Consider the following 22,843-nt stretch of genomic DNA (forward strand, 5'->3'; position numbering starts at 1 on the left):
ATGCTGCATTTTATTCGACCTGAATGGCTATGGAGCTTGCTATTAGTGCCATTCTTACTCGCTTATTTATGGCGCGTGCAGCGCAGCGCGTCGGTCTGGAATAATTATATTGCCAGTCATTTGAGTCGGTTATTAGTGTCCCCTGCCACAGCGACCCGTAAGAAGTCGCTAGTGTGGTTAGCATCAATGTTACTGATAAGTATCTTAGCCTTGTCTGGGCCTGCCATCACCAAAGAAGCCACACCGGTTTTTGCCACTAATCAAGGCCGAGTGATAGTTTTAGACATGTCTAACTCGTTATTTGCCGACGATTTAACCCCAAATCGCTTAGCTCAAGAAAAATTTAGAGCCACTGATTTGATTACAGCATTCACTCAAGGCGATACCGCGCTTGTGGCCTACGCGGGTGATGCATTTACTATCAGCCCATTAACCAGCGACAAGCAAACCTTACTCAATTTATTGCCAACCTTAACCCCGGAGATTATGCCAGTCCAAGGCTCTAACATAGCTTCAGGCATAGCCTTAGCCCAACAGTTACTCAAGCAAGCTGGCTATCAAGATGGCGATATTATTGTATTTAGCGATGGCATTAATCGGGAGCAATATGAACAAGCGCAACGAGTACTCAGTGGCAGCCACAATCGCTTGGCCGTGATGGCCATAGGCACAGAAGCCGGCGCCGCCATTCGCTTTCCTGATGGTCAATTGCAAAAAGACAATCAAGGCGCAGTGATCATAGCCAAAACTGACATGGGATTACTAGCGAAGTTGGCCGCAGCGAATGATGGCTTATTTGTGCCTATGAGTGTTAATGGCGCAGATGTGCAACAAGTGATTGACTGGTCAAAGGTGACCCATAACGCCAAGCTTACCGATATTCAAGGTGAGCAGTGGCAAGATCTTGGTCCTTATATCGCCCTATTATTGTTATTGCCCGTGTTGCTAACCTTCCGGCATGGGATATTGGCCAATGCCGTCTTCGCATGTCTGTTATTAACCTCAAGTGTCATCGCGCCTAAGGCACAAGCCAGTAGCTGGGATGATTTATGGCACACCCAAGATCAACAAGCGCAAGCATCTTATGCCAAGGGACAATATCAACAAGCTGCCGATACTTTTACTGACGCTAAGTGGCGCGGCGCCGCTTTATATCAGGCGAAAGAATATGAGCAAGCGTTCGCTGAATTTAGCAAAGATAACAGTGCCAATGGACTTTATAATCAAGGCAATGCCTTAATGCAGCTCGAGCAATATGAGGCCGCTAAAGAGCGTTATCAGCAAGCTAGCAAATTAGCGCCGGATTTTCCTGAGGCTAAGCAAAATTTGGCACTGGCAGAAAAATTGCTCCACCAACAGCAAGAACAACAAAAACAACAGCAAGACTCGCAATCTGGCGAGTCCGGCCAAGATCAACAGCAAAACAATCAGGGTGAAGACAGCCAGCAGAACCAAGAATCCTCAAGTGCTGAACAGTCAAATGAGCCCAGTGGACAACCAAACTCTGGTTCAAATTCTGACTCAAACCAAGCATCGAAGCAGTCATCATCGCAGGCTGAAGCGAATCAAAAGGCGAGCAGCGAACGCGAGCAGCCAACCCCTGCTGACGACACCGCAGACCCAGCACATCAAGATGCTGATAAGAGTCAGTCACAAGGGGGAAATGATGCTCAGTCAGATGAGAAATCTGAGCAAGCTTATGCATCAAATCTTAATGAGCCCAAGCCTGATGAGCCCAATTCTAATGAGTCAAAGCAAGATGAATCTACCCCTGATGAATCTAAGCCTAATGACTCAGATGAACAACAACATGAGCCAAGCAATCAAGCGCCCATGCTGGCAGACCCTAACGATAGCCAAGCTAAGTCGCCAACCGACGGTGACACTAGCTACGGGAAAGAAACAGAGGCAACACATGATGAGTCACAGCCAAGCTCAGCAGATGAGTTAGCCGCAGGCAATAGCCAAGCGGCTCAAAGCGCAGCTAAAGATGAGGCTGCCGGTAATACCGAAGAGGCAACAGCAGGTGTACCGTCAGCAACCACTGACCCACAAAGACCGCCATTACCCGCGGAGATGCAGCGCATGCTCAACGCTGTCAGCGACAATCCCCAGATCCTGCTACGCAATAAAATGCAGCTTGAATATCAAAAGCGCCAAATGCAAGGCAACACCAATAAGGAAGCACAACAGTGGTAAATACCAAATCCCTATTTTTCTTGCTGTGGTTAATCCCCTTTTTCACCCATGCGCAGGTGACACGATTATCCGCAGAAGTGGATCGCAATCCAGTCATGCAAAATGAATACTTTGCGTTAACTATCATAGCTAACGATGATACCGCCAATAACGCGCTCAATACCTCAGCCTTAGCTAAGGATTTTATTATTGGGCGAACCAGTGTCAGTCGCAGCACTAAAATCATTAATTTCGATGCGAGCAAGGAAACCCGTTGGCAAATTTTATTAGCGGCCAAACAAGTCGGCACTATGACTATTCCAGCCTTTCGTATTGATGGCATACAAAGCTCACCGATAACCCTTGAGGTGGTTGCCGAAACGCCAAATGCAATGCATAGCCAAGATGTCATGTTAAAGGCAAAGCTATCGAATGCTGAGCCTTATGTTGATGAACTAGTTACCTATCAGGTTAAGTTGTATTTAGCCAAAGACTTACAGCGCGGCGTAATTAGCGCGCCAGAAATTAAAGGGGCGCAAGTAAAGCAGCTAGGTGAAGACAAGGACAGCACTGAGATAGTTAATGGCATACGTTATCGGGTCATTGAACGCGTTTATGGTATTACCATAGATAAACCTGGCAAAGTCACCTTAGTTGGCGCCAAGTTTAACGGCGATATTATCAATCAAAATCAATCCACTAACTTATTTGCCTTTAATGAAAGTCGCCCAGTACAAACCAGCGCAAAAGATAGCACCTTAGACGTAGTAGATGTGCCAAGTGACTTTAACGGTCAATGGTGGGTCGCAGATTTAGCCATGCTGTCGGAAAAGTGGGATGAGCAACAGCCATTTGAAGTGGGGGTTCCAATTACTCGTACCTTCACTCTGGTTGCCTCCAACGCCGAAGATTACAATCTCCCTAGCCTGAATATTAAGGCGCCAGCCAATGTGAAGCTCTACCCTGAAAAACCTGTGCGCCAGAGCATTTTACGTGAGGGACGCTTAATTTCACAGCTGACGCAAACCGTTGCTATGGTGCCAACGCAGCCAGGCCCTTTGACCTTACCAGCCATTAGTATTCCTTGGTGGAATCCGCAGTTAAAACGGGTTGAATATGCCACGCTGCCAGAGCGGCAGATTGACGTTGCGCCATCAGCTATGACCACCAATACATCAACGGCATTAAACAGTAACCTAGGTAATTCATCAAGCAATGCCATCAATAGTGCAGATGGTGGTGAGAGAGAGTCAGCCAACTCGGCACTATCGCCGTTTACTCATAGCAGCCTATGGCCATGGCTAAGTTTAGGCTTTGCCATCCTATGGTTAATCACCTTATGGGCCTGGTGGCGCGCGCGCAAAACATCATTCAATGCCGCGCCAGCACACTTAACTCACAGTCAAATGGCGCCAACTCAAGCTAATGAACAGGCGCTCAAGCGCGCCTGTGAGCAACAAGCCATTGGCACCATAATGACGTTAGTACCCAGTGTCTGCAGTGATAAGTTAGGGGTTAACCTATCGTTAGTCGAACTTGCCACTTACGCGCCCGCAGTGGCGGCAACTTTAGCTCAGTTACAACGCCACGCCTATGGCCAAGAGGAAAATCACGATAGCGCCGCATTATGCTCACAGCTATTAAAAGAGATTAAGCAGTTAGCACCTGCGAACCTGCAACGCTCTGAATTGAGTGCACTTAATCCTTAGCCTGCCCCTTAATTTTAGACGTTAACGCATAACATAGGCGGTGCTGCCCATGTTGTGCGGTAACCTGCTAATCCGCTTAAGATTGCTATCCTTTCAGCCATCACCTCTATCTCAGTTAAACACAAGCATACCCATTGCCTCTGCTCACTTTTAGGTTAAGCTGATATTATCGCCGCCTGCATGAATGACTATGCTCACAAAACTTCGAAATAAAATTCAGCCAAGCACGGTCAATAATGACATGCTGAATAAACAAAAACGATACGACGCCCTAGTGAAGGTTTTGCATGCCGATATATTTCGTTATGCTTACTGGCTTTGTGGTGATCGACATGTAGCCGAAGACATCACGCAAGAAACTTTTTTGCGTGCGTGGAAGTCATTAGATGCCTTAAAAGATGAAAAAGCGGCGAAAGCTTGGCTTATCACCATTTTAAGGCGTGAGAATGCACGGCGGTTTGAACGCAAACAGTTTGACTATACCGATACCGAAGAAAATCAGTTAGAGGACAATATCAATCTAACCCTCGAGCAGAAAATGGAACAAACTTTATTGCGCCGTCAAATCGCTAAGCTAGAGCCTGAATATCGTGAGCCATTATTACTGCAAGTCATCGCAGGCTTTACTGGCGAAGAGATAGCCCAAGTTCTTGAATTGAACCAGAACACTGTACTGACTCGCTTATTTCGCGCGCGCAATCAATTAAAAGATCTTCTTGAATTTAACCAGATAAGAGATGTGAACAATGGATGAATTACGCTTTCGTCGGCAAGCGGTCATTGACCCACATTGCCAAGATGAAGACTTTATCCAAGCGGCGACTCATGCCAATAAAGCCGATTTTTTGGAACAAATGCAAACACTCGATGGCAAAATACATCGGGCGCTAGCTGTCCCCCCACCGCCATTACTGGCAGACAAGTTGCTACTTAATAGTCAGCTAAAAAGCCACGCTATCGTAAAACGAAGAATAGGAATGAGCTTTGCTATCGCGGCCTCCATAGCTTTTATCAGTGTGATGACCTTGAGCTTATTAAGACTCGCGCCCATTAATTTAAGTGAACATGCCTTAGCTCATACGCATCATGAGACCAAAGCGCTACAAAACGAGTCTATTATTCCTATCGCTATGGTCAATGCAAAACTAGCGCAACTATTCCCAGACAGTAGCGAGCATTTTGTCACAACGCCTGGGGATATTTTATACGCCACTTATTGTGACTTTCAGGGAGTTAAATCGCTTCACCTAGTATTACAACAAGGGGATCAAAAGGTTACCTTATATATAGTGCCTAAAGACATGCGTTTTCAGTTAACTAGCAACTTTAATGATGATGACTATATCGGCGCTGCGTACAGTACCCCAAATGCTTATATGTTACTGGTGGCCAATAACCAGCAAGCATTAATCACCACCCGCTCACGCATAGAAACCAGCTTTATCTAATCCTGGAATGGCTTACCTTGTTTGCGAAGGTAAGCCATATTCTGCTAGCATATCAGCAAGCTATAATTTATCTACTGATGGATTATCCATCACTCACCCGCGTAAACCTTGATTAAAGATCTTTGACCAAACAGTTTTGCTGGAGTTGGTCATGCACTAGTGTCGCTAATAATAATGAGAATTTCCCCGTTATGACTGTTGAACTACCTATTTTAATTACTTTTAGTGCTTATCTCATCCTCATGCTTGGCATAGGATTTTGGGCCTATAAAGCCACAGATTCGGTTGATGACTATATTCTGGGTGGCCGCAAGATGGGACCCGCCGTAACGGCCTTAAGTGTTGGCGCATCGGACATGTCTGGCTGGGTATTGCTCGGATTACCTGGCGCTGTCTATCTTGGCGGGTTATCAGAAGCTTGGATCGGCATAGGCTTAATGATTGGTGCCTTACTCAATTGGAACTTAGTAGCTAAACGCCTGCGAATTTATACCGAATTTGCGAGTAATTCATTGACCTTGCCTGACTTTTTTGAAAACCGTTTTCAAGATAATAAAGGCTTACTCAGATTAGTTTCCGCCATTACCATTTTGGTCTTTTTTACCTTCTATTCAGCGTCAGGTATGGTCGGAGGCGCCATTTTATTTGAAAAAGTCTTCGGCTTTGATTATGTCACCGCGCTAATGGTCGGCTCCGCCATCATAGTGTCTTATACCTTTATCGGTGGTTTTTTTGCCGTTAGTTGGACTGACTTTTTTCAAGGCTGCTTAATGTTATTGGCCTTAATCATAGTGCCCGTCACTATTTTTACTGAGCCACAAGCCATCAATAATCTTAATCAACTCGACCCGAGCTATTTCAGTCTGATTAATGACAATACCAGTCTCTTAGGTGTTGCCTCATTATTAGCTTGGGGACTCGGTTATTTCGGCCAGCCCCATATTTTAAGCCGCTTTATGGCGATTGAAGATCATAAGGCGATTCCGTTATCACGCAATATCGCCATGATTTGGATGGCGTTAGCCTTAATCGGAGCCTTGGCCGTAGGTATTAGTGGCCATATTTATTTCAGTGAAACCCTAGCGACACCTGAAACCGTCTTTATTCAATTAGTGCAAGTGGCCTTTAATCCTTGGGTCGCAGGTCTACTGATTGCGGCTATCATGTCTGCCATTATGAGCACCATTGATTCACAGTTATTGGTGTGTTCAAGCGTAATTACTGAAGACTTTTATTTAAAGTGGCTGCGCCCAAAAGCAAGTGACAAAGAATTGCTGTGGGTTGGCCGTGCTGGCGTGTTAGTGATTGCCATTATAGCCACTGTACTGGCGCTCGATCCTAAGGCAAGCGTACTTGAACTGGTGAGTTATGCGTGGGCTGGATTTGGTGCCGCCTTTGGTCCTGTAGTATTACTGGCCTTATTTTGGAAAGACTATAGCCGTGATGGCGCGGTGGCAACGATTTTAGCCGGTGCCATTACTGTGGTGATTTGGAAGCAATTAAACGGAGGTATTTTCGATGTTTATGAAATTATCCCAGGATTTATTGCAGCAACCATCACTGGCTATCTTGTGAGTCTTATCTCTAAACCTAGCACTGCTACACTAGCGCAGTTTGAACGCTTCAAGCAGCAGTTATAACGCTTTTAAGAGCCTAATTAACGCGTTATTGCAGTGTTTATCTAGCGATGGCTTAGCTTTAGCTTGGGAGTTAAACGCCCCAAACGGCTTAACCCTAGAGCAAAACTTAGGGCAAGACCTAGGCTAAAAAGTTAATTTATCGCCAAAAACGCAAAATCATTGCATTAAAAAAGCACAGTCAGCGACTGTGCTTTTTATTTATTGTAACGCTAGGTTGATGCCATCCCAGCTAACTAACCTTCACAACCAAAAGTTCCGATCTTGAATAAAAAACATAAATAACAAAAGCTTATACAAAGCGCTATCTTGCAACCAAAATAAGCAAAAGCTAAAATTATACAGCCATCCAACTTTTTATTAACAGCCATTTATCTCTGGTCGGAGTTGTGGCATTAGTCACCAGTCCCTAACATACAGCCATTAAAAAGGCAGAGTATCGCACTGTGCCAATAATAAGAGATGATAATAATGAAAATGTTCAACAAGACTCTATTAGCCACAGCAGTGACTTTACTCAGTGCGCAAACCATGGCCGCAGGCTTTCAATTAAATAGCCAATCAGCCACTGGTCTTGGCCGTGCTTATGCGGGCGATGCCGTCATTGCTGATAATGCTTCAGCCATGGCTCGCAACCCAGCCGCTATGTCTTTATTTAAAGACACGGCTATCAGTGGTGGTGTCATAGTAATTGATACAGATGTCACTTTAAGCGATGCTAAGTACAGCAATTTAATGTCACCAGTGCCAAAAGACATCCCAAATGTTGATGATATTGGTGGTGTGAGCGTTGCTCCTAACATCTTCATTGTTCATCCATTGAACGACCAGTGGGCCATAGGTTTTGGCGCTTATTCAAACTTTGGTACCACAACTGAATATCCAGATGATTTCGCTGGCGATATTTTTGGCGGTCTGACTAAAGTGCGCAGCGTTAATTTACAAGGCAGCGTCTCTTATCGCATCAACGAGCAGTGGAGCTTAGGTGCTGGCCTTGATATTATCTCAGGTACTGGCGAGCTGAAGCGTGACTTTAAACTTGTAGGTCTTGTTGGTTCAAAAGCCGCTCTAGATGTTGAGGCTTCAGGGGTTGGTTTAGGCTGGCATGTAGGTACTGTGTATGAAGTAAACAGTAATAACCGCTTTGGTTTAAGCTATCGTTTCAGCCCAACCATTGAGGCTGAAGGTGATTTCACTTACCAAGGAAAGCCAGCTCACGATGACACACTGCATTTGCCATTACCTTCTATGGCTGAATTCTCAGGTTTTCATCAGTTAACTGACTTATTCGCTCTGTCATATTCGGCGCAGTACATCGAATGGAGCAAATTCGATAGCTTAGATACCGATGCATTTGGCACCATTAAAGAATACAACTGGCGCAATACTTGGCATTTCTCTGTCGGCGGTACCTTTGATATCAATGACAAGTGGACCCTCAGAACCGGTTATATGTATGACATGGGCGCAGTTGATGAAATCAAATCAATTGCCATTCCAGATTCTGACCGCCAATGGCTATCAGCCGGTTTTACTTACAAGCTAAGCAATCATTCCAGCATTGATTTTGGCGCCACCTATCTGATGGGCGAAGATGTTGATCTTAAAGAACAACAAATGGTAGGTTCACTTGCAGCGGCTACCATTACCGGTACCACTCGTGCGAACGCTTGGTTGTACGGTCTGCAGTATAACTATCAGTTCTAATTGTAATTTTTTAATTAGACTCAAAAGCCGCGAATTCGCGGCTTTTTTTATAAGCAAAATGTACAAATGCCGCGCAACTAGATACAGTGAAGCCACTTTAATTAATCAAAGCATCACTATCGATAACCTAGGGCAAGGACATTATGAAAAATATTATTGCAGCGGCACTACTAGGATTGGGAATTTTTGCAGGTCTAGTTGGGCTTGGCTATCAGGCCGGTAATAGCCTCATCACCATGAAAACCTTAGATAGAAGTGTAACGGTGAAAGGCCTTGCCGAAATGGAAGTTAAAGCCGATGTTGCCATTTGGCCTATCCCATTTAGCGTAGTTGATAACGATCTCAGTCAACTCTATCAAAATGTCAGTAAAAACAGTGAAATCATAGTGGCCTTCTTGAAAGAACAAGGCTTTAGTGATGTAGAAATTACTAATACCATGCCATCTATCGATGATAGACAAGCTCAGGGCTATTCAGACCCCAATGTTCGCTACCGCTATGGTGCTAAAGCCACCATTTCTGTGTATTCCACCGATGTCGACAAGGTGCGTAAAGCGCAGCCATTAATTCTCGCCTTATTGAAAGAAGGCATTACCTTCGCAACCGATGGTTACGATAGCAAGGTGCAATATCTCTACAATGATCTCAATACCATTAAACCTGAGATGATCCAGCAAGCCACTCAAAATGCCCGCGAAGTTGCCGACAAGTTCGCTAAAGACTCGCAATCCCAGCTCGGTAAAATTATGCAAGCGAGCCAAGGGCAATTCACTATTACCGATCGCGATAGCAATACCCCTTACATCAAGCAAGTAAGGGTGGTATCGACTGTGACTTATTACTTGATTGACTAAGTAGGGAAATGACCCCGTTGGCAGTGACTTAACGATGTCATTAATTCAAAGGCTTCATTAACCAGCCCTTGATGCAATTAATCCATTATATTTTTCTAATGGATTGATTGCAGTCTGCCTCACATTCCATTAGAATTTTTGCATGGATGATGTTTATCTCTGCTTTTCAATGGAATTGAGGTCAATAATGAATATGCGCCGCACTGCCTTACTGGCGGTAATGCTCAATGTTAGTGCATTCCCACCGCTACTTTTCGCTCAAAATAATGATGCCATTGGCAATGAGCCAGCGCTCAATCAAGAAATAGTTAATGACCCTTTCGCTAAGGATCTCATCACTATCGCTCCAACGCTGGTCAAGCAAACCTTAGCATTAGATGCCACCATTGAAGCCGTAAAAAATGCAACTGTCTCAGCCCAAACCTCAGCGCGTATTTTAGCCATTAATTATGATGTCAATGATAGGGTTCCTGAAGGCGCAGAATTACTGCGCATGACCAGCAAAGAGCAAGGGGCGGAATTAACTCGAGTTGATGCTGAACTTGCCAGTGCCAAAGCTATCAATATTGAAATTAAAGCTCAGTTGCAAAGGCTTAAACAACTGTTTCCACAAGGCGCTGTATCACAAGGTGACATGGACAAAGCCATTGCCAATGCCAAATCTGCCACTCAAGCCGTCAATGCAGCGCAATCTCAGGTCGATAAAGCCATTGAAAATGTCAAATACACCCAAGTATTTGCGCCATTTTCAGGGATAGTCACGGCTCGTCATGTCGAAATGGGTGAAACCGTGCAACCTGGGCAAGCACTGCTGTCTGGTTACTCAACTCAAGCCATGCGCGTTGTGACTTGGGTTCCTGAGCGCTACCTAGCAGCATTAACTCGCGAGCCTGCGTTTACCATACGCCTAAGTGATGGCCGAGTGTTATCTGACATCACAGCTGAGATCAGTCCCTTTGCTGACCCTAAGAGCCACGCTTATATGGTGCGCTTAAGCTTGCCATCACAATTAACCGGTCTCAGTCCAGGAAGCTCGGCTAAGGTCAGCTTTACCCGCCATCAAGCAGAGCAAATTCAGATACCTGAGACTGCCATCTACCATTTAAATCAACTCTCAGCGGTATATCTTTGGCAGCAAGGTAAATATTTACTGACACAAGTGCGCTTAGGTGAAACTCACAATGGGCAAGTACAGATACTCTCAGGCTTAAGCGCAGGGGATAAGATTGCTATGAACCCTTATCAAGTATTAGTGACAGGCGCAGCGTCACCAAGTCAGCACCAGGCACAATAGGTATCTCATGGAAGCGAACTATCAAAAATTAGGCATAGCTGGGCGCTTGGCGGCAGCTTTTCAAACAAACCCTATGACACCGTTACTGGCACTACTTGGGCTACTCATGGGACTTTTTGCCATTATTGTCACCCCCAAAGAAGAAGATCCGCAGATAGATGTGACTTTTATTGACGTCTTTATTCCTTTCCCAGGCGCAACCCCAGAGGAAGTGCAAAACCTAGTCACCTTGCCTGCTGAGCAATTAATTTCAGAAATTAAGGGCATAGATACCCTATATTCAATGTCACAAGCCGACGGCGCTATGTTGATAGTGGTTTTTGAGGTGGGAGTGGCTCGCAACGATGCCATAGTTGCTCTTTATAATCAGCTTTATGCCAATATGGATCGCCTGCCAAGGCAAGCTGGAGTTGGTGAGCCACTGATCAAACCGCGAAGCATAGATGACGTTCCCATAGTGAACATCAATCTCTTTTCCCACGATATGAATGTCAGTGCCGAGCAATTAACCCAAGTCGCTACCGGCTTAAAAACTCAGTTAAAACGCATTGCTGGTACGGGCGAAATTAGCTTAGTCGGCCAGCAAGATTTAGTGCTTAATATTCGGATTGACCCCATCAAACTTAATGGCTTTGGCCTCAGCATTGAAAAAATACAAGCCAGCCTTAACGATAACAACCATGCGTCGATGCCGGTATCTTTGGTACAAGATAATCAAGTCATTAAGGTAAAAACTGGTCAGTTTTTACAATCAGAGCAAGAAGTCGCCGATATTGTTGTAGCTGTAATCCCATCAAGTAACGGCCAGCAGCCTATCTATTTAGGCGATATTGCCACCATACATTTAGGCGCCGATATCAGTGATGCCAATGTGTGGTTTCAAGATAATAGCGGCAGCTTTCCTGCTGTAACTATCGCCATAGCCAAACAAGCGGGGGTCAATGCGGTTGATTTAGCCGCCACTATTACTGATGAACTCGCCTTGATGCATAACGTGTTAATCCCACATAACATCGAAGCAGTGGTTAGTCGTAACTATGGCGAATCGGCGGCAGAGAAATCAAATACGCTAATTTATAAACTGATGTTTGCCACTATGGCGGTGGTCTTACTCGTACTTATGACCATGGGAATGCGGGAATCTGTGGTGGTAGGCGTTGCTATCTTAATCACCCTTGCTATGACGTTATTTGCCAGTTGGGCATGGGGTTTTACGTTAAATCGTATCTCTCTATTTGCTTTGATTTTTTCTATCGGCATTTTAGTCGATGATGCCATAGTGGTGGTTGAAAATATTCACCGCCATATGGCGTTAAGTCATGCGCCGATGACAACACTCATCCCCAAAGCTGTGGATGAAGTTGGTGGTCCAACAATTCTGGCAACCTTAACTGTCATAGCAGCCTTACTCCCCATGAATTTCGTGGGCGGTTTGATGGGGCCTTATATGAGCCCTATTCCCATCAACGCTAGTATGGGCATGTTAATCTCTCTGGCCATAGCTTTTATGGTAACTCCTTGGCTCAGCGGTAAGCTTCTGCGTCACGCCCCAGTATTAAAAACACCAGCCACCACGCCACCACGCCTTGAGACCCTAGTTAAGCAACTACTTAGCCCGTTTATTATTGGCCAGCATGCCAAAAAATATCGCCATTTATTTAGCGCCGCCATTATTACCTTGATTGCCATTGCCTTAAGTTTACCTGTGGCCAAGTTAGTGGTGATGAAGATGCTGCCCTTTGATAATAAGTCTGAGTTTCAAGTGATGCTCGATATGCCTGAAGGCACCCCCCTAGAGCAAACCCAAAAGGTACTCAATGGGTTATCCCAACACTTATTAACGGTGAGCGAAGTAAGCCATGTGCAGACTTATGTAGGCACAAGCTCGCCAATGAATTTCAATGGTTTAGTTAGGCATTACTATTTACGCAGTACGCCTGAGCTTGGCGATATTCAAGTTAACTTACTGCCGCTGGCGCAAAGAAAGCGTGACAGCCATACCATAGCCGCCGCAGTGCGGCCGCAATTAACTCAGATAGCCAAGCAGTATGGTGGGCGCATTCAAGTGGTGGAAGTACCACCAGGGCCGCCGGTGTGGGCGCCAGTGGTTGCTGAAATATACGCGCCGAGTGCTGAGCTTAGAGACCAAGCGGCTATGGCAATGCAGACTCTGTTTGAACAAACCCAAGACATAGTTGATATCGACATCTTTTTGCCAGCACAGCAAGTTCAGTGGCAAGTCAGCATAGATAGACAAAAAGCCAGCAGCTTAGGTGTCTCTTACGCTAGCATTGTTGACTTAGTGACTACCTCCATTGGTGGTAAAGATGTCGCAAGCTTGCATCAAAGCCATCAACAAACTCCTATTCCCATCAGACTTGAGCTTAAAGAGTCCATGAAAATGGATTTAGATCAGGTATTCAATCTGACCTTGCCTAATCAGCAAGGGCAAGCGGTGGCGCTAGCTAATGTCGTGACCATCCAAAAGGGCAAGATAAGTACGCCCATCATGCATAAAAATATGATCCCTATGATAATGGTTACTGGCGATATGGCGGGCGAGCTTGATAGCCCGCTCTATGGCATGTTTGATATGGTTAGCCGCATCAAGGAGCCACAGGGTTTAGGCTACCAGCAATCATTTGCTAGCCAGCCGTCAGGCTTAGATAGTGTGAGTATTTTGTGGGACGGTGAGTGGAAAATCACCTACGAAACCTTTCGAGATATGGGCATAGCTTATGGCATCGGCATGATAGGCATTTACCTACTGGTGGTAGCGCAATTTCGCTCTTACCTTGTGCCGTTAGTCATCATGGCACCTATTCCTTTAACCATCATCGGCGTCATGCCGGGACATGCGTTATTAGCGGCGCCTTTTACGGCCCCGTCTATGATTGGCATGATAGCGCTCGCTGGCATCATAGTGCGCAACTCCATTTTACTGGTCGACTTTATTAACCATGAATTAGCCAGAGGCATTCCTTTAGAGCAAGCCGCGATTCATGCCGGTATGGTGCGCGCCAAGCCGATTCTATTAACCGCACTGGCCGCCATGATAGGCTCATTGTTTATCTTAGGTGACCCGATTTTTAACGGCCTAGCGGTGAGTTTATTGTTTGGCATTTTAGTGTCAACCTTACTCACGATTATCTTAATCCCAGTGCTATATTTCAGTTTAATTAACCGCTTCCCAGCCATAGCTAAACGCTATATTACGGAGAAATAACATGTCACTCGAAAAATCCATATTCGTGTTTGCAGGTTTCATGGTTTTGCTATCTTTAGCGCTAACACACTGGGTAAGCTCGCATTTTATCTGGCTTACTGCCTTTGTCGGTGTTAATTTAATTCAAAGTGCTTTTACCGGCTTCTGTCCGGCGGCCATGGTCATGCGCTACTGTGGTATCAAGTCAGAAGCTGAGATAACAACTGCTAAGCTTGCAAAAGGATAAGGAAATGCAATTTTTAAAAGTAATTACAGGTTTTGCTGTCACGCTGTTGGCTGTGTTAAGTCTACAAACTAGCGTACAAGCCGCAGATGAGGACAATCAAGCTTGGCAAATGATCCAAGATGGCGCCTTAATCGTCGATGTGCGCACCCCGGCGGAATTTGCCGAAGGTCACTTAGCGGATGCGATTAATATTCCTATCGATCAAATCGCCCAAGTTTTTGCTGAGCGTGACATCGCCAAAGACACTGAAGTGGTTTTATATTGCCGCAGTGGTAATCGCAGTGGTAAGGCGCAGCAAACCTTAATAGAGCAAGGTTACACTCACACCTTTAATGGCAGCGCCTTAGAAGAATTACAACGCACAGCGCCCGCGCAGCAATAACTGCGTGCCTACTTGCCAACCGAACAAGCATCAAACAATAACGGCCACAATTGCGGCCGTTAACTTTATATCAATAGAAGCAAACGCTTAATACAGGCGCTGCGGAGTTAATGCTAAGCTTTGATCATCATCATTAAGCCACATTTCGCCTTCAGAAATATTGCAGCTCACACGCATGCTGCGTTTCACTAAACTGGCTAATAGCTGAATTTGCTCTTTAGGGAATTCCCACACTTCTAAGTTTTTATAACGACTCAAAGGCCCTTGGTTTTTCTGCCACCAGATAGGTACGCTGCGACCACCATAGGTATACAACTTAACGGTTTTGGCGCGGCCACAAGCCTTCTTAATCCATTTTTCATCGGCTTCACCAAACTCAATCCAGAGTTCAATGTCACCACATAAACTTTTTTCCCATAACTCAGCTTCATCATCAACACACAAGCCTTTTGAAAAAGTTAAATGTTCAGAGGCATTCAAAGCAAAGGCAGCTAAGCGCACCATCATACGTTCATCAGTTTCAGAAGGATGCTGCGCTAAGGTCAAATGGTGAGTCTGGTAGTAAAAACGGTCCATATCTGCAATCTGCAGTTCGGTTTTAAAAATCGTGGCATTAGGTGCCATGTACAGCTCCAGCAATCAAGGTCAAACAATGAGGAGATTGCGCTGCCGCTAATGCCAAGGTATCGCTATCTGCAATCAGCATAGTGCGATATCCAGCGCGTTGGCGCGAAAGCGCCGCCGATACTTCAATCAAGGCTTCGCGGTGGCAATCTCGGCGAATTAATTCATTAAGCTCCAAAGCCACTGGGCCGCGATGGAACAGGTATTCAAGCTGCTGCAGTAACGGTACGGCAGCTATGGGTAATAATTGAGGAACTAACTGTTCATCTAATAACAATAGCGGTGGCAAAGCGTGAGTCTTAGCGACCAATGCCTGTTGAAATAAGGCCGGAGTATGATCATCAAACCTATCGCCATTCAGGCTAAAAAAACGCTCCCAGCAACGGCGTCTATCATCTTCATTTAAAAATGCTTGCTTCACTGCGCCGCGCTGCTCAGCCACAAAATCAAGTAATGGCGCTAATGAGGCGGGTAACGCTTGCTCTAAGCGGCTGCGAATAGTGCGCGCATACACAGGCGCCGCGCCTGCAGTACTGATGGCTACTTGTAAGCGGCCGCGATCAACTATCGCTGGAGTAATAAAACTGCACAGCGCAGGCGTGTCGACCACATTGACTAAAATCGAAAGCTTGGCGGCTTGGGCGGCTAATTGCTGCTGCACCTCACTATCATCTGTGGCTAAATAAATTAGCTGATAGTGATGAGTAATATCGCCAGCCGCAGCGTGATGCGCTAACCATTGTATACGCTTGCTTGCAACTAGTTGCTCAATGGCTGGAGTAATCGCTGGCGACATAACATCAATATTGGCCTGAGTGCGGGCAAGGAGCGTTAACTTACGTTCAGCGACGCTGCCGCCGCCCACCACTAAAATATTGAGCTGGTTAGTGTCCAGCATGATTGGAACATACTGCATGTTTTCCTAGAGGCTAATACTGAAAATAACCGTCTTGAGGGTTAATCCTTAACCAGTGGCAGTTGGTGTTGCTGCCAAGCTTTGTAACCGCCAATCAGCGATGCCACATGGGTGTATCCCATTAATTGCAAATGATGGGCGGCCATGACACTGCGATAACCGCCGCCGCAATACAGCAACAAGGGTTTGGTCTTATCAGGCACTCTAGTTTCAATATCGCGCTCGATAATGCCGCGGCCCATATGGATGGCGCGTGGTAAATGATCGACTAACCATTCATGATCTTCGCGCACATCGACAAGTTGCCATTCATCTTCGGCCTGATATTGTTCTATGGTAATTTCTTTTACATGGGGACGAAAAAGCTCAACGATTTTTTCAAAACCTGGGTTATGTGCCATTACTCACATCCTTAGTGCGCTTCACTGCGCTCAGCACTGCATTGCCAACATAATTCAAAACTGGCATGGTTCAACTCATGACATTTTACACACTGCCATTGTGGGCGGTCAGCATCAAGATTGGCTAACTGTGATTGCGCCAATTCAAATTGCTCATGTGCAACCCATAATTCGACAGTTTGTAAGTCAACGGGTAGTTCACCAACGCCGCCCATTAAGGCTTCGCCGCGCAATTCTACCACAACTCCGGCTGACTCGAGTAATCCCTTCCAAGTGTGAGCCTGGAGTAAATTACCACCCGCAACTAAACGTTTACTTGTTTGCATTCGCCTTCCCTACTACTTATATTGACTTCGAAGCGCATGATTGTTGCCATTAATCCATTAACTAAACCTCAACTTCTGCCAGCATGTTGAGCGTGAAAGCTGGCGCTGTCAAGTACGAAACTTAGGCAAAAAAAACCGACTTAGTCAGTCGGCTTTTAATCAAATCAGCACTTAAGGCATCATAGGTGGTTGATCAGCACCTTCTTTCTCGACTTCAATTGGGAGCATATGCTCACGACTAACGCCAAGACGCATGGCTAAGTAACTCGCCACATAGATAGATGAATAAGTACCGAACAAAATACCCATTAACAATGCAGTCGCAAAGCCATGGATCATAGTGCCGCCTTTTAAGAACAAGGCCACCACAGTGATCAAGGTAGTACCCGTAGTAATAATGGTACGACTCATGGTTTGAGTGATTGAAATATTAATCACATCATATGGCAGTAACTTACGGATTTTGATGAAGTTCTCACGGATACGGTCATACACTACGATAGTATCGTTAAGTGAATAACCCACAACCGTCAGTAAGCCTGCCAATACAGTCAGGTCAAACTCCAGTTGCAGCAGTGAGAACACCCCTAAGGTTAACATCACGTCGTGTGCCAGTGACGCTACCGCGCCAGCGGCTAAGCGCCATTCAAAGCGGAACGATACATATACCAGAATACACAAGAGGGCCGCGATAACCGCTAAACCGCCCTGCTCTGCCAATTCTTTACCTACTTGTGGACCGACAAACTCCACACGCTTTTGAATGACTTGGCTATCAAGTACTTGGGCTGCGCGCATGACTTCTGTCACTTGAGCATCACTTTCAATCCCTGGACGCACTTGCAAGCGCACTAAGATATCTTGTGTTGAACCAAAGTTCTGAACAATAGCACCACTGACTTTGTCATCGGTGAGCTGCGCGCGTAAATCGTTAAGATTGGCAGATTTAGAGAACTCTAACTCCACCACAGTACCACCGGTAAAATCCAAACCCCAGTTGATGCCTTTAGTACCTAAAGACACAAATGAAGCTACTACCAAAATTGCCGACATTATGCTGATCATTTTGGCATGTTTGAGGAAGTCGATAGTATTTTTAAATGCGCTAATTTGCATCATGTTAGTCGTCTCCCTTAAATCGATAATTTCTTCACACGTTTACCACCCCAGACTGCGTTCACAATAGAACGAGTACCGACGATTGCAGTAAACATGGAGGTGGCAATACCTATCATCAGGGTGACGGCAAAACCTTTAATGGCACCAGTACCCACAGCAAATAAGATTAAGGCCGTGATAAAGGTGGTTAAGTTAGCGTCAGTGATGGTTGAGAATGCGTTAGCATAACCCTCATGAATCGCTTGTTGTACACTGCGGCCAGCACGAAGTTCTTCACGAATACGCTCGTAAATCAGAACGTTACCATCAACCGCCATACCTACCGTCAGTACCATACCGGCAATACCAGGTAAGGTTAATACTGCGCCTGGGATCATAGACATAATCCCAACAATCATAATCAAGTTAGCGCATAAGGCTAAGTTGGCGATAAAGCCGAAAGCACGGTAGTAAACCATCATGAAAATCAACACGATAGCCATACCCCACACCATGGCTTGTATGCCTGACTCTATGTTCTGCGCGCCTAAGCTTGGGCCTATGGTACGTTCTTCAACAATAGAAACCGGAGCAATCAAGGCACCTGCACGCAGTAACAACGCGAGGTTTTGTGATTCGGCGTGATCAAGACCTGTGATGACGAAATTGCGTCCTAAACGGGCTTGAATGGTTGCTACCGAAATCACTTCTTCAATTTTCTTCATCTTGACGCTGCCGTCAGGATTACGCTCACCCGTATCTTTGTATTCGATAAACAAGGTAGCCATTGGCTTACCGATATTATCTTTGGTGACGTTAGAGAAAATGGTGCCGCCCTTCGCATCTAAATTAATCGCCACTTGTGGACGGCTATATTCATCAAACGTTGGCTGGGCGCCAGTGATATGGTCACCGGTCAGCATCACTTCTTTTTTCAGTACGACTGGACCACCTTCACGGCGCTGATAAATTTCACTGCCTGGTGGTACGCGGCCAGCGGCCACAGCACTAGGATCAGCTTTATCATCAACCATGTGGAATTCAATCGATGCCGTTGCCCCTAAAATTTCTTTGGCGCGGGCGGTATCTTGTACACCTGGCAATTCAACAATAATGCGCTCAGCGCCTTGACGTTGAACCACAGGCTCAGCTACCCCTAACTCGTTAACACGGTTACGTATGGTAGTGATGTTTTGCAGTAAAGCTTCTTCTTTAATCTGCTTTAAATAAGCTTCACTCATAGTCGCTAACAGGCTGAACTCGCCATTCGCTGAAGTGTCGGTAAACACCATTTCATTACTACGAGACTTTAAGAATTGTTCAGCTTTAACTAAGTTGTCTTCATCACGGAACTTAATTTCAATACCTTTACCGGTACGGAAAATGCCCGCGTAACGAATGCGCTCTTCGCGCAATTGCGAACGGAAATCGGCAACCTTAGCTTCATCCATCTTACGAATGGCTTCATTCATGTCCACTTCCATTAAGAAGTGCACACCACCACGTAAGTCGAGACCTAATTTCATGGGTGAACCACCCACAGCCTCAAGCCACTCTGGCGTTGCTGGAGCAAGGTTTAAGGCGACTGTGTATTTGTCCCCCAATTGTTTGGCAATGGCCTCTTTTGCAGCCAACTGTTGATCCGCATTGGCCACTCGTACTAAGAGTTGACCGTCGGCTAACTCAGAACGCTTAACCGCAATGCCTTCTTTCGTTAGTAAGTTGTCTACTTCAGTTTGTAACGCTGGTGTTACGGCAACACCGCGCGTTCCTACCACCTGAACTGCGTGATCTTCGCCAAATAAATTCGGCAGCGCATAAAAAAATCCAACCGCGATGATCAAGAAGATCATCACGTTTTTCCACATTGGGTATTTGTTCAACACACAATCGCCCTCTTGGCTTATAACGACTGAATAGAGCCTTTAGGCAGTACAGCAGCAATATAATCTTTCTTGATAGTAATTTGAGTGCTGTCGTTCAAGCTCAGCAGTACCATGTCACTGTCATCGGTAATTTTAGCAATCTTGCCAACAATACCGCCGCTAGTCAGAATTTCATCACCTTTGCCTAAAGAAGACATCAGGTTCTTATGCTCTTTAACACGCTTAGCTTGTGGACGATAAATCATGAAATAGAAAATCAAGCCGAAAATTACCAGCATGAAAACCAATTCCATGGTACCGCCAGTTTGGGCAGCGCCAGGGGCTGCTGCATGTGCATCTGCAATAAACATAATCTTTCTCTTCTCTAATTATCGTTAATGTTAATCAACTAACTTAGGTACTTCACGACCTTGACTGGTATAGAACTCAGTCACAAAGGCCTCTAATGTACCTGTCTCAATTGCCCCACGCAAACCTTCCATCAATTTCTGATAATAACGAAGGTTATGAATGGTATTTAGGCGAGCACCTAAAATTTCGTTACAGCGATCTAAGTGATATAGATACGCCCGTGAATAGTTCTTACAGGTGTAACAATCACACAGAGGATCCAGCGGTGCAGTGTCGTCACGATGACGCGCATTGCGGATTTTAATCACGCCTTCACTGGTAAATAAGTGACCGTTACGGGCATTACGGGTTGGCATAACGCAGTCAAACATGTCCACACCGCGGCGTACACCTTCCACTAAATCTTCTGGCTTACCAACGCCCATTAAATAGCGTGGCTTGTCAGCAGGTATTTGTGGGCACACGTGCTCAAGGATGCGGTGCATATCAGCTTTTGGCTCGCCTACAGCTAAACCACCAATGGCATAACCATCAAAGCCAATGTCAACCAAGCCATTTAAGCTCTCGTCGCGTAAATCTTCATACACGCCACCTTGGATGATACCAAACAGAGAATTTGGGTTTTCTAAACGCTCAAACTCATCTTTTGAACGCTTGGCCCAACGCAATGACATCTGCATGGATTTACGCGCTTCATCTTCTGTGGCTGGGTATGGAGTACACTCATCAAAAATCATGACCACATCAGAACCTAATGAGTTCTGAATTTGCATGGACTTTTCTGGGTCTAAGAAAATCTTTTCGCCATTGATAGGTGAACGGAAATGCACGCCGGCTTCGGTGATCTTACGAATATCACCCAGGCTGAATACTTGGAATCCGCCGGAATCGGTCAGAATTGGACGCTGCCAGTTCATAAAATCATGCAAGTCGCCATGTTTACGCATGACTTCTTCACCAGGGCGCAGCCACAAGTGAAAGGTGTTACCTAATAAAATGTCAGCGCCAGTAGCACGCACTTCTTCAGGAGTCATACCTTTAACTGTGCCGTAGGTACCTACCGGCATAAAAGCTGGAGTTTCTACTGTGCCACGATCAAAAATCAAACGACCGCGACGCGCACGACCATCAGTAGTATCTAATTCAAACTTCATAAATTACCTCGTCAGAGAAACAGTCTGACACTGGAGTTGGAAATAAATTCCTATAAGCTAGTGATATAAGAACAAATTTTATAAATTCAAGGGCATTATACAAAAATACCCACGCTCATTGAGCGCAGGTATTTTATCGCATTCTAAACCATTAAAGGTTTTTTTTAGTCACAAACATGGCATCACCATAGCTGAAAAAGCGGTATTTTTCAGCAACTGCATGTTGATAGGCATTAATCACCTCATCAAATCCTGCAAATGCACTGACCAGCATGATCAAGGTCGATTCTGGTAAGTGGAAATTGGTAACCATGGCATCAACCACTTGGAACTGATAACCCGGGTAAATAAAGATATCAGTATCACCACTAAAAGGCGCTAACTCACCAGGGCTCGCTTTAGCCGCACTTTCCAGTGAACGTACTGAGGTAGTACCAACGGCAATAACGCGTTTACCCGCGGCTTTGGTCGCTGTCACTTTATCAACCACATCGGCAGGTACGTTTGCCCATTCTGAATGCATTTTATGCTCAAGAATGGTTTCCACGCGCACTGGCTGGAAAGTACCTGCGCCCACATGCAAGGTCACAAAGGCCATATCCACACCTTTGGCTTTGAGAGTGGCCAGCATAGCTTCATCAAAGTGCAAACCCGCGGTAGGTGCTGCTACTGCACCTGGATTTTGGTTGTACACGGTTTGATAACGCTCTTTATCGGCATCGTCATCAGGACGGTCGATATAAGGCGGCAAAGGCATATGCCCTACCGCTTCAAGCACTTCTAAAATGGTGCTATCAGACTCAAGTGCCAACTCAAATAAGGTGTCATGGCGAGCTACCATCATCATTTTTTCGCCGCCATCGAGAATGATCTCGCTACCTGGCTTTGGCGATTTTGAGCTGCGGACATGGGCTAATACCCGCTTATCGTCCAACATGCGCTCAACTAAAATTTCTAATTTACCACCACTCGCTTTTTGGCCGAACAAACGCGCAGGGATCACTCGCGTATTGTTAAATACCATTAAGTCGCCTGGCTCAATATAATTGAGCAGATCAGTAAACTGCTTATCAGCCAGCGCGCCAGTGTTACCGTCTAAGGTTAACAAGCGAGAGGCGGTGCGCTCAGCCATAGGATAACGAGCGATGAGTTCATCGGGTAAATCGAAAGTAAAATCTGCGACGCGCATTCAAGCCTCTATTTGCTACCAAGATAATGCCTAGGTGAAGGCGGTATTTCGCGGCTAGTCTAGGGATTGACGGCCGTAAGATCAAGATTAGTGGTGTGAGTCGCGCCCGATAAGGTGAATTTGTGGCAATGATGGGCAGATAAACTTGAGGTTAGTGCGCAAATAATCACCACACAGCAGTTACTAACCAGCTTACTTAGCAAGAGCAGAAGCGGCGCCACTGTGCTGTGGCTTGGA

Annotated in this window: 20 protein-coding genes; 11 read left to right on the top strand and 9 right to left on the bottom strand. The window is 45.6% G+C overall.

The genetic code is table 11. The annotated features are described in order from the left end of the window. The 11 genes from AC1HDP_RS06670 to AC1HDP_RS06720 all read left to right on the top strand — a co-directional run bounded on the left by AC1HDP_RS06670 (position 1) and on the right by AC1HDP_RS06720 (position 14,661). Complete coding sequence (locus tag AC1HDP_RS06670) at positions 1-2,199, top strand: vWA domain-containing protein (protein ID WP_479638142.1); 2,199 nt, start codon at positions 1-3, stop codon at positions 2,197-2,199. Continuing rightward, complete coding sequence (locus AC1HDP_RS06675) at positions 2,193-3,887, top strand: BatD family protein (protein WP_479638143.1); 1,695 nt, start codon at positions 2,193-2,195, stop codon at positions 3,885-3,887. The genes AC1HDP_RS06670 and AC1HDP_RS06675 overlap by 7 nt, the downstream gene beginning before the upstream one ends. Before the next feature lie 190 nt (positions 3,888-4,077). Continuing rightward, on the top strand, positions 4,078-4,641 hold the full coding sequence (locus AC1HDP_RS06680) for a sigma-70 family RNA polymerase sigma factor (protein WP_479638144.1): 564 nt from the start codon (positions 4,078-4,080) through the stop codon (positions 4,639-4,641). Next, positions 4,634-5,335: a DUF3379 family protein gene (locus AC1HDP_RS06685; RefSeq protein ID WP_479638145.1), complete on the top strand. Its 702-nt coding sequence runs from the start codon at positions 4,634-4,636 to the stop codon at positions 5,333-5,335. The genes AC1HDP_RS06680 and AC1HDP_RS06685 overlap by 8 nt, the downstream gene beginning before the upstream one ends. A gap of 191 nt (positions 5,336-5,526) precedes the next feature. Next, entirely contained in the window at positions 5,527-6,975 is a 1,449-nt protein-coding gene (putP, locus tag AC1HDP_RS06690) for a sodium/proline symporter PutP (protein WP_479638146.1), read from the top strand. Positions 6,976-7,443: 468 nt separating this feature from the next. After that, the gene (locus tag AC1HDP_RS06695) at positions 7,444-8,679 is read left to right on the top strand and encodes an OmpP1/FadL family transporter (RefSeq protein WP_479638147.1); all 1,236 of its coding nucleotides are present in this window, start codon (positions 7,444-7,446) and stop codon (positions 8,677-8,679) included. Positions 8,680-8,822: 143 nt separating this feature from the next. Next, the gene (locus AC1HDP_RS06700; protein WP_479638148.1) at positions 8,823-9,533 is read left to right on the top strand and encodes an SIMPL domain-containing protein; all 711 of its coding nucleotides are present in this window, start codon (positions 8,823-8,825) and stop codon (positions 9,531-9,533) included. A 187-nt stretch (positions 9,534-9,720) separates the two neighbouring features. Beyond that, positions 9,721-10,827 (top strand): efflux RND transporter periplasmic adaptor subunit, encoded by a 1,107-nt coding sequence (locus tag AC1HDP_RS06705; protein ID WP_479638149.1) that lies wholly within the window; start codon positions 9,721-9,723, stop codon positions 10,825-10,827. Between the two features lie 7 nt (positions 10,828-10,834). After that, complete coding sequence (locus tag AC1HDP_RS06710; protein ID WP_479638150.1) at positions 10,835-14,053, top strand: efflux RND transporter permease subunit; 3,219 nt, start codon at positions 10,835-10,837, stop codon at positions 14,051-14,053. Between the two features lies 1 nt (position 14,054). After that, positions 14,055-14,279 carry a YgaP family membrane protein gene (locus AC1HDP_RS06715; RefSeq protein WP_479638151.1) on the top strand — a complete coding sequence of 75 codons (225 nt, stop codon included), beginning with the start codon at positions 14,055-14,057 and terminating at the stop codon, positions 14,277-14,279. Between the two features lie 4 nt (positions 14,280-14,283). Further along, the gene (locus tag AC1HDP_RS06720) at positions 14,284-14,661 is read left to right on the top strand and encodes a rhodanese-like domain-containing protein (protein WP_479638152.1); all 378 of its coding nucleotides are present in this window, start codon (positions 14,284-14,286) and stop codon (positions 14,659-14,661) included. Between the two features lie 87 nt (positions 14,662-14,748). On the opposite strand, the gene AC1HDP_RS06725 is transcribed toward AC1HDP_RS06720, so the two are convergent. The 9 genes from AC1HDP_RS06725 to queA form a co-directional block, all read right to left on the bottom strand. Next, on the bottom strand, positions 14,749-15,285 hold the full coding sequence (locus AC1HDP_RS06725) for a YaeQ family protein (RefSeq protein ID WP_479638153.1): 537 nt from the start codon (positions 15,283-15,285) through the stop codon (positions 14,749-14,751). Beyond that, positions 15,275-16,201 (bottom strand): precorrin-2 dehydrogenase/sirohydrochlorin ferrochelatase family protein, encoded by a 927-nt coding sequence (locus tag AC1HDP_RS06730; RefSeq protein ID WP_479638154.1) that lies wholly within the window; start codon positions 16,199-16,201, stop codon positions 15,275-15,277. Before AC1HDP_RS06730 ends, AC1HDP_RS06725 begins: the two co-directional genes overlap by 11 nt. 41 nt (positions 16,202-16,242) lie before the next feature. Continuing rightward, on the bottom strand, positions 16,243-16,602 hold the full coding sequence (locus AC1HDP_RS06735) for a rhodanese-like domain-containing protein (protein ID WP_479638155.1): 360 nt from the start codon (positions 16,600-16,602) through the stop codon (positions 16,243-16,245). A gap of 11 nt (positions 16,603-16,613) precedes the next feature. Beyond that, complete coding sequence (locus AC1HDP_RS06740) at positions 16,614-16,928, bottom strand: putative signal transducing protein (RefSeq protein WP_479638156.1); 315 nt, start codon at positions 16,926-16,928, stop codon at positions 16,614-16,616. 171 nt (positions 16,929-17,099) lie between these two features. Continuing rightward, entirely contained in the window at positions 17,100-18,047 is a 948-nt protein-coding gene (secF, locus tag AC1HDP_RS06745) for a protein translocase subunit SecF (RefSeq protein ID WP_479638157.1), read from the bottom strand. 14 nt (positions 18,048-18,061) lie between these two features. Further along, a complete protein-coding gene (secD, locus tag AC1HDP_RS06750) occupies positions 18,062-19,912 on the bottom strand; it encodes a protein translocase subunit SecD (protein ID WP_479638158.1) in 1,851 nt (616 codons plus the stop codon). Positions 19,913-19,929: 17 nt separating this feature from the next. Continuing rightward, positions 19,930-20,262: a preprotein translocase subunit YajC gene (yajC, locus tag AC1HDP_RS06755; RefSeq protein WP_140933063.1), complete on the bottom strand. Its 333-nt coding sequence runs from the start codon at positions 20,260-20,262 to the stop codon at positions 19,930-19,932. A 30-nt stretch (positions 20,263-20,292) separates the two neighbouring features. Beyond that, the gene (gene tgt, locus AC1HDP_RS06760) at positions 20,293-21,417 is read right to left on the bottom strand and encodes a tRNA guanosine(34) transglycosylase Tgt (protein WP_479638159.1); all 1,125 of its coding nucleotides are present in this window, start codon (positions 21,415-21,417) and stop codon (positions 20,293-20,295) included. Positions 21,418-21,568: 151 nt separating this feature from the next. Continuing rightward, positions 21,569-22,606, bottom strand: coding sequence for a tRNA preQ1(34) S-adenosylmethionine ribosyltransferase-isomerase QueA (queA, locus tag AC1HDP_RS06765; RefSeq protein ID WP_479638160.1), 1,038 nt, complete (start codon positions 22,604-22,606; stop codon positions 21,569-21,571). Positions 22,607-22,843 lie beyond the last annotated feature (237 nt).

This window comes from Shewanella sp. ISS20 (assembly GCF_056522965.1).

Bases quoted from the DNA above. Each gene is read 5' to 3' on its own strand.
- AC1HDP_RS06670 (WP_479638142.1), top strand. From the start codon at position 1: ATGCTGCATTTTATTCGACCTGAATGGCTATGGAGCTTGCTATTAGTG.
- AC1HDP_RS06680 (WP_479638144.1), top strand. From the start codon at position 4,078: ATGCTCACAAAACTTCGAAATAAAATTCAGCCAAGCACGGTCAATAAT.
- AC1HDP_RS06685 (WP_479638145.1), top strand. From the start codon at position 4,634: ATGGATGAATTACGCTTTCGTCGGCAAGCGGTCATTGACCCACATTGC.
- putP (WP_479638146.1), top strand. From the start codon at position 5,527: ATGACTGTTGAACTACCTATTTTAATTACTTTTAGTGCTTATCTCATC.
- AC1HDP_RS06695 (WP_479638147.1), top strand. From the start codon at position 7,444: ATGAAAATGTTCAACAAGACTCTATTAGCCACAGCAGTGACTTTACTC.
- AC1HDP_RS06700 (WP_479638148.1), top strand. From the start codon at position 8,823: ATGAAAAATATTATTGCAGCGGCACTACTAGGATTGGGAATTTTTGCA.
- AC1HDP_RS06705 (WP_479638149.1), top strand. From the start codon at position 9,721: ATGAATATGCGCCGCACTGCCTTACTGGCGGTAATGCTCAATGTTAGT.
- AC1HDP_RS06710 (WP_479638150.1), top strand. From the start codon at position 10,835: ATGGAAGCGAACTATCAAAAATTAGGCATAGCTGGGCGCTTGGCGGCA.
- AC1HDP_RS06715 (WP_479638151.1), top strand. From the start codon at position 14,055: ATGTCACTCGAAAAATCCATATTCGTGTTTGCAGGTTTCATGGTTTTG.
- AC1HDP_RS06720 (WP_479638152.1), top strand. From the start codon at position 14,284: ATGCAATTTTTAAAAGTAATTACAGGTTTTGCTGTCACGCTGTTGGCT.
- AC1HDP_RS06725 (WP_479638153.1), bottom strand. From the start codon at position 15,285: ATGGCACCTAATGCCACGATTTTTAAAACCGAACTGCAGATTGCAGAT.
- AC1HDP_RS06730 (WP_479638154.1), bottom strand. From the start codon at position 16,201: ATGCAGTATGTTCCAATCATGCTGGACACTAACCAGCTCAATATTTTA.
- AC1HDP_RS06735 (WP_479638155.1), bottom strand. From the start codon at position 16,602: ATGGCACATAACCCAGGTTTTGAAAAAATCGTTGAGCTTTTTCGTCCC.
- AC1HDP_RS06740 (WP_479638156.1), bottom strand. From the start codon at position 16,928: ATGCAAACAAGTAAACGTTTAGTTGCGGGTGGTAATTTACTCCAGGCT.
- secF (WP_479638157.1), bottom strand. From the start codon at position 18,047: ATGATGCAAATTAGCGCATTTAAAAATACTATCGACTTCCTCAAACAT.
- yajC (WP_140933063.1), bottom strand. From the start codon at position 20,262: ATGTTTATTGCAGATGCACATGCAGCAGCCCCTGGCGCTGCCCAAACT.
- tgt (WP_479638159.1), bottom strand. From the start codon at position 21,417: ATGAAGTTTGAATTAGATACTACTGATGGTCGTGCGCGTCGCGGTCGT.
- queA (WP_479638160.1), bottom strand. From the start codon at position 22,606: ATGCGCGTCGCAGATTTTACTTTCGATTTACCCGATGAACTCATCGCT.